Here is a 5,857-nt window from a genome sequence, read left to right on the forward strand (position 1 = left end):
TTAATGAAAAAAGCTTTATACATTAAGTTCATTTCCGTATTTCTCGTATTCGGAATCCTGAGCTTTGTACTGATCTCCACCTTAAGTTCCTTCCTGACCCACAAATACCTGGTTAATTCAAAAGCGGAAGCCATGTATAAGGAACTGAATGTCCTTGCCTCCGGTCAGATCGCAGAATCCTATTCGGGTGGCGGACCTTCCATGCTGGAGATCTACACCAATATGCGGGCGCTGGCATCCTACCAGTCCGCCCAGATCTGGCTGATTAACACTAAGGGACAGATTTTATTGAATTCCGGAGAAATCTATGATCCGGAACATTTGAAAACCATTAACGGATTTGACCCTACGGCGCTGACTTCCAGTTATTATCAGGTAGGCAGCTTCTTCAACAGCTTTTCTACCGATGTTTTAAGTGTGGTAGTACCGGTCACATCCAACTATAAAGTAAAAGGCTATATCTCCATGCATTATAATATGTCCCAGCTGGAATCAGAGAAGAATTCAGTCCTGAATATCTCCTACATTACCTTTGGACTGATTTTCCTGTTATCCCTGATTATACTGGGTGCGTTTACTGCAATGGTGTACATCCCCATCAAGAAGATTATCCAGGCGGTAAACGAATATGCCAGCGGCAATCTGAATTACACACTACCGGTGGAGACTGACGATGAGATCGGATATCTGGCGGCTTCCCTGAACTATATGGCAAGTGAACTGAATAAATCGGGTGAATATCAGAGAAAATTTATATCCAATATTTCACATGATTTCCGTTCTCCGCTGACCTCAATCAAAGGCTATGTAGAAGCTATCCAGGATGGAACCATTCCACCGGAAATGCAGGACAAGTACCTGAAAATTGTACTTTCGGAAACGGAACGGCTGAACAAGCTCACCCGTGGACTTCTGACTTTGAACAACTTCGATGACAAAGGAACCTTACTGGAGCTTACCGACTTTGACATTAACGGTATCATAAAAGATACCGCTGCATCCTTTGAAGGAACCTGTACCAATAAGCGGATTACCATACAGCTTGTTTTTGAATCACAGAATCTGTTTGTAAATGCAGACATGGGTAAAATCCAGCAGGTACTATACAACCTGATCGACAATGCCATCAAATTCAGTCACCAGGACTCTTCCATTTTTATTGAAACTACGGTGAGGCATGAAAAGGTATTCGTTTCGGTAAAAGACACCGGAGAAGGCATTCCCAAAGAAAGTATCAAGAAAATATGGGAAAGATTCTATAAGACGGACCCCTCCAGAGGAAAAGATAAAAAGGGCACCGGACTTGGGCTCGCCATTACAAAAGAGATCATTCAGGCGCATAATGAAAATATCAATGTTGTCAGCACCTTAGGCGTGGGCACTGAATTTACCTTTACTTTGGCAAAAGCAAAAGAAACAGCCAATCAGGAAGCCTAATTATATCTCAAACAAAAAGAAGACAGCCGGATTTTGGGTTCTCCCTGAACTCACAGCTGTCTTCCTTTTTTAATCTTATTAAATTTTTTTTTGAATGCCAAACGTAACTTGCTATTAGAAACTTCGATTGCTTTAACATAAGCTGCCAGCTATGTTATCTACTATAGGCTTTAACCCTCTAAATGTTTTATAATTGCTTACGATACACTAGAAATTCATACAATCCAAGCAGCATACATCCCACTGCATAACTCCAAATATCTTTCCAGTCAAATACAGACCCTAAAACCACCTTTGCAAAGGCATTATCCTGCAGTCCCAACAATTCCACCAGATGAAAATATTGCAAACCTTCCACAAAAACTGCAAATAAAAATACATACAGGGGCAGCATGTGGATACCTGCTGGGCAGAATATGCGCACAAAGCTGTAAACTACGATCACAACGAGTACATCACCTATATAAGGGCGAATGAATTGATCATGCACAAATAGTGCAATCCACACTTCTGTTAAAAATAATACAGCAAACAGACCGGCAAATATCAGACGCTTTCGGTTTTTACTATTATTTCCAATCATATTTTGTGAGATGGCCTTCCAGCTGCATATGGTCAAACTGATTCTGACGCAGTGCCTCATAAAGGACAATGGATACGGAATTTGCCAGATTTAAGGAGCGGATATCACCGATCATAGGAATTCTGACTGTTGTTTCCTGGTTCTCCAGCAGAATTTCTTCCGGTATTCCGGCACTTTCTTTGCCAAACATAATATAGCAGTCCGGCTCATAGGAAGCTTCTGTGTATACCTGAGGCGCTTTGGTGCTTGCCATATAAATTTTAGCGCCCGGGTTTTTACTTAGGAAATCCTCATAATTAACGTAAGTGGTTACATCCAGATCCTTCCAATAATCCATTCCTGCCCTTTTAATTTCTTTTTCATTTAGACGAAATCCCAGTGGCTCAATAAGATGAAGCCTGGTTCCTGTTGCCACACAGGTTCTTCCGATATTGCCTGTATTTGCAGGGATTTCCGGTTCGTATAATACAATATTTAATTTTGCCATTTTAAGCTTATCCTCCTGATCAGTCTTATCTTCCGTATTTTATTCTGCATTCTGGTCTAATCGCGTGTTTACAGATTCATTTCATGAATCTGAATTCCCACTTTCTGACATGATTACACCTTATCCACGCAGCTTATTAATAAAGCGCTCCAGGTGCTTCAGTGCTACCTTCAGATTCTCAAGGGAATACGCATATGAGATACGAAGATACCCTTCGCCGCAGTCTCCAAATGCAGATCCCGGAACTACAGCTACTTTTTCCTCTTCTAACAGCCTTGTGGCAAAATCTTCTGAGGTCATTCCGATTTCTTTTATGCACGGGAATACATAAAAAGCTCCAAAGGGTTCAAAACAGGGCAGTCCCATTTCTTTAAAGGCATGCATCAGATAGCGCCTTCTGCCATTATATGCTTCCCGCATTTCGGCAACATCACCATCGCCGTTTTTCATAGCCTCAATTGCAGCATATTGGCTGTTGGTTGGCGCACACATTATGGCAAACTGATGAATTTTGGTCATCTGTGCCGTTATCACCTCCGGCGCACATACATAGCCTAAGCGCCATCCTGTCATGGCATATGACTTGGAAAATCCATTAATCGTAATGGTCCTCTCACGCATTCCGGGAAGGCTTGCAATAGATACATGATCTCCGTTGTAGGTCAGTTCCGAATAAATTTCATCTGATAGTACATATAAATCTTTTTCAATGATTACCTCTGCTATTTCTTCCAGGTCTTTCCGGCTCATGACTGCACCGGTTGGATTGTTTGGAAAAGGCAGAACCAGAATCTTGGTTTTCTCCGTAATTCCATCCAGAAGTTCCTGTTTCGTCAAACGAAACTCATTCTCTTCTTTCAGATTGATTACCTTTGGCACCCCGTCTGCCAGTACAACACAGGGCAGATATGACACAAAGCTTGGCTGAGGGATAAGAACTTCATCCCCCGGGTTCAGCATGGCACGCATTGCCAGGTCGATCGCCTCACTTCCACCAACGGTAACCAGAGTTTCCTTGTCCGGAGAATATTCTATATTACATCTGCGTTTCAAATATTTACATATCTCCACACGGAGTTCTTTTAGTCCTGCATTGGAAGTATAAAAAGTCCTTCCCTTTTCCAGGGCATAGATTCCCTCATCTCTCACATGCCAGGGAGTATCAAAATCCGGCTCCCCTACGCCAAGTGATATGACATCATCCATTTCACTTACAATATCAAAAAATTTACGTATACCGGATGGCTGGATTCCAACCACCTTATCTGCTATAGGATTTCTCACGGGGTCACCAGCATCCTTTCATCTTTGACTTTTTTATCAAATATTGTTCCATGGTCTTTATATTTCTTCAAAACAAAATGTGTCGCTGTACTTAATACCGTATCCAGCGTAGAAAGTTTATCCGAAACAAATCCGGATACCTCTTTTAACGTTTTCCCTTCCAGAATTACCATCAGGTCATAAGCACCGGAAATCAGATATACGGAACGTACTTCCGGATAATTATAGATTCGCTCAGCAATGGAATCGAATCCCTGTCCCCTTTGGGGCGTTACCCGAACTTCAATCAGTGCCGTAATCTTTTCTGTAGATGTCTTGTCCCAGTCAATTAAGGTGTGATATCCACAGATTACCTTCTCATGTTCCATTTTTGCAATCTCATTCGCTATCGTTATCTCATCCGAACCTAGTAATACCGCCAGTTCTTTCAGATCGATGCGGCTGTTTTTCTCTAAAAATGTTAATATCTGCTCTCTCATCTTAGCTCCTATCTGCCTGCTGCCAGGCTGCTACAACAATTTATATATTTCATCCGGCTGGGGACGTTCCAGAAATCTGCTGTCCTCTCCGTTAAACAATACCCGGTCATTGCCATCGGTTGTTCTTCCGATCAGTGATGCCGGTATCCTGCATTTTCCCAATTCGGCAATCAGTCCTAGTCCATCGTCTGCTGCAATCAGAAGGGCTCCGCTGGACATCAGAACATAAGGATTCAACCCAAAGTACTCACATATTTCTATACTTTCCTGCTTCACCGGTATTTTCTTTAGATCCGCTTCCAGTCCTACACCTGCACTTTCAGCCAGCTCCCAGAGTGCACCAAAGATTCCGCCCTCTGTCACATCATGCATGGCAGATACCCCGAAGCGGCTTGCGGCGGCTGCCTCCGGCACAACGGAAATATACCGGTCAAATTTCTTTGCGGTTTCAATCATAGCCATTGGGAATCTATTTTTCAGTTCCGCTTCTTTTTCTTTTGCAAGAATAGCGGTTCCCTCAAGGGCAATCCACTTGGTAAGTACCAGATCCTGCCCCGGTTTCACACCGCCTGTTGCCAGGACTTTACTTTCCAATGCTTTCCCGATACCCGACACTGTAATGACCGGCTGATTAACCGCCGTGGTCGTTTCCGTATGCCCTCCTGCAATCTGTATATTCAGTGAGGCGCAGGTATCTTCCAGTTCCTGCATCATGGCACGCAGTTCGGGCTCTTCCATGGAAACAGGAAGCAGAATGCTGAGCAGCACTGCTACCGGCTGGGCTCCCGATGTTGCGATATCATTGGCAGTTACATGTATTGCCAGGGCTGCGGCATTCTTTGCCGCCGCTGTAACCGGATCAATCGAGCATACAAACACTTCCCCTTCGGCAAGCTTTAACACCGCACAGTCCTCTCCGACCCCTGCCCCCTGAAGCACTTCACTTCGTTTTGTTTTTATCTGTCTGAACACAGACCTTTTTAGGGTCTGTTCTGAAATTTTACCAATTTTCATAAATTTCTCCTTCTGGTGCACCAGAGCGTATTCAAACAATCATTCCTGTCCTCTGCATAGAATGACCACCTGAAAATATTTTTCGTTTACAAAAAGCCTGTTGGATACATTTTAATACAACTTAAGTGCAATTGCAACTGTTAGCCGCCATATAGTCCCACAGTCATCACCGGTATATCATTTCTGGTCATAGCGTAATCATTCCGGCATAAACCGGCAAAATCGGCACGGGAGTTTGACAGTTGAACTAACTAAAAATCTATTGCAGGTCGCATAAATCCTGCTTTTTTTGTGTCAACTTTTTTTGATTATAGTATGTTATTTTCTGTTATTATGTGATATAATGAGGTGTAAGGAGGGATGCATATGAATCTTCATATCTCGAAATCAAAAAATTCAGAATCATTTTATGTTGCAAAATCCTATGTCAAGGCTAATGGCAGCACCACGTCCGCTATTGTTCGCAAACTTGGCACTTTAGACAAACTGCTCCTGGAGCATGGCCCTACCAGAGACGATGTTATTGCATGGGCTAAAAATGAAGTAAAAATGGAAACTCAAAAATTTAAGGAA

At 42.8% G+C, this 5,857-nt stretch carries 6 protein-coding genes and 1 pseudogene; 2 read left to right on the forward strand and 5 right to left on the reverse strand.

What is annotated here, in order from left to right; genetic code table 11:
• A partial coding sequence (locus tag RHS_RS27155) for an ATP-binding protein (protein ID WP_395023594.1) occupies window positions 1–1,437 on the forward strand: 1,437 nt, incomplete at its 5' end.
• A gap of 187 nt (window positions 1,438–1,624) precedes the next feature.
• Here the strand turns inward: RHS_RS27155 and RHS_RS27160 are convergent.
• From RHS_RS27160 to RHS_RS27180, 5 genes are all read right to left on the reverse strand, one after another.
• Window positions 1,625–2,020 (reverse strand): DUF2809 domain-containing protein, encoded by a 396-nt coding sequence (locus tag RHS_RS27160; protein WP_044293227.1) that lies wholly within the window; start codon window positions 2,018–2,020, stop codon window positions 1,625–1,627.
• Complete coding sequence (locus RHS_RS27165; protein WP_027293279.1) at window positions 2,007–2,507, reverse strand: tRNA (cytidine(34)-2'-O)-methyltransferase; 501 nt, start codon at window positions 2,505–2,507, stop codon at window positions 2,007–2,009. Before RHS_RS27165 ends, RHS_RS27160 begins: the two co-directional genes overlap by 14 nt.
• A 120-nt stretch (window positions 2,508–2,627) precedes the next feature.
• Window positions 2,628–3,791, reverse strand: a complete 1,164-nt coding sequence (locus tag RHS_RS27170) for an aminotransferase class I/II-fold pyridoxal phosphate-dependent enzyme (RefSeq protein WP_047834933.1) — start codon at window positions 3,789–3,791, stop codon at window positions 2,628–2,630.
• Window positions 3,788–4,270: an Lrp/AsnC family transcriptional regulator gene (locus RHS_RS27175; protein WP_027293277.1), complete on the reverse strand. Its 483-nt coding sequence runs from the start codon at window positions 4,268–4,270 to the stop codon at window positions 3,788–3,790. Before RHS_RS27175 ends, RHS_RS27170 begins: the two co-directional genes overlap by 4 nt.
• A gap of 30 nt (window positions 4,271–4,300) precedes the next feature.
• Window positions 4,301–5,284: an AIR synthase family protein gene (locus tag RHS_RS27180; protein WP_027293276.1), complete on the reverse strand. Its 984-nt coding sequence runs from the start codon at window positions 5,282–5,284 to the stop codon at window positions 4,301–4,303.
• A gap of 366 nt (window positions 5,285–5,650) precedes the next feature.
• Here RHS_RS27180 and RHS_RS27185 point away from each other — a divergent pair.
• Window positions 5,651–5,857, forward strand: a pseudogene (locus RHS_RS27185) (transposase); the annotation flags it as partial.

It is taken from the genome of Robinsoniella sp. RHS, assembly GCF_001029355.1.
In the GTDB taxonomy this organism is placed as follows: Bacteria; Bacillota; Clostridia; order Lachnospirales; family Lachnospiraceae; genus Robinsoniella; species Robinsoniella peoriensis.

Excerpts from the sequence above, each read along its gene's own strand:
- RHS_RS27160 (WP_044293227.1), bottom strand. The coding sequence starts at position 2,020 with ATGATTGGAAATAATAGTAAAAACCGAAAGCGTCTGATATTTGCCGGT.
- RHS_RS27165 (WP_027293279.1), bottom strand. The coding sequence starts at position 2,507 with ATGGCAAAATTAAATATTGTATTATACGAACCGGAAATCCCTGCAAAT.
- RHS_RS27175 (WP_027293277.1), bottom strand. The coding sequence starts at position 4,270 with ATGAGAGAGCAGATATTAACATTTTTAGAGAAAAACAGCCGCATCGAT.
- RHS_RS27180 (WP_027293276.1), bottom strand. The coding sequence starts at position 5,284 with ATGAAAATTGGTAAAATTTCAGAACAGACCCTAAAAAGGTCTGTGTTC.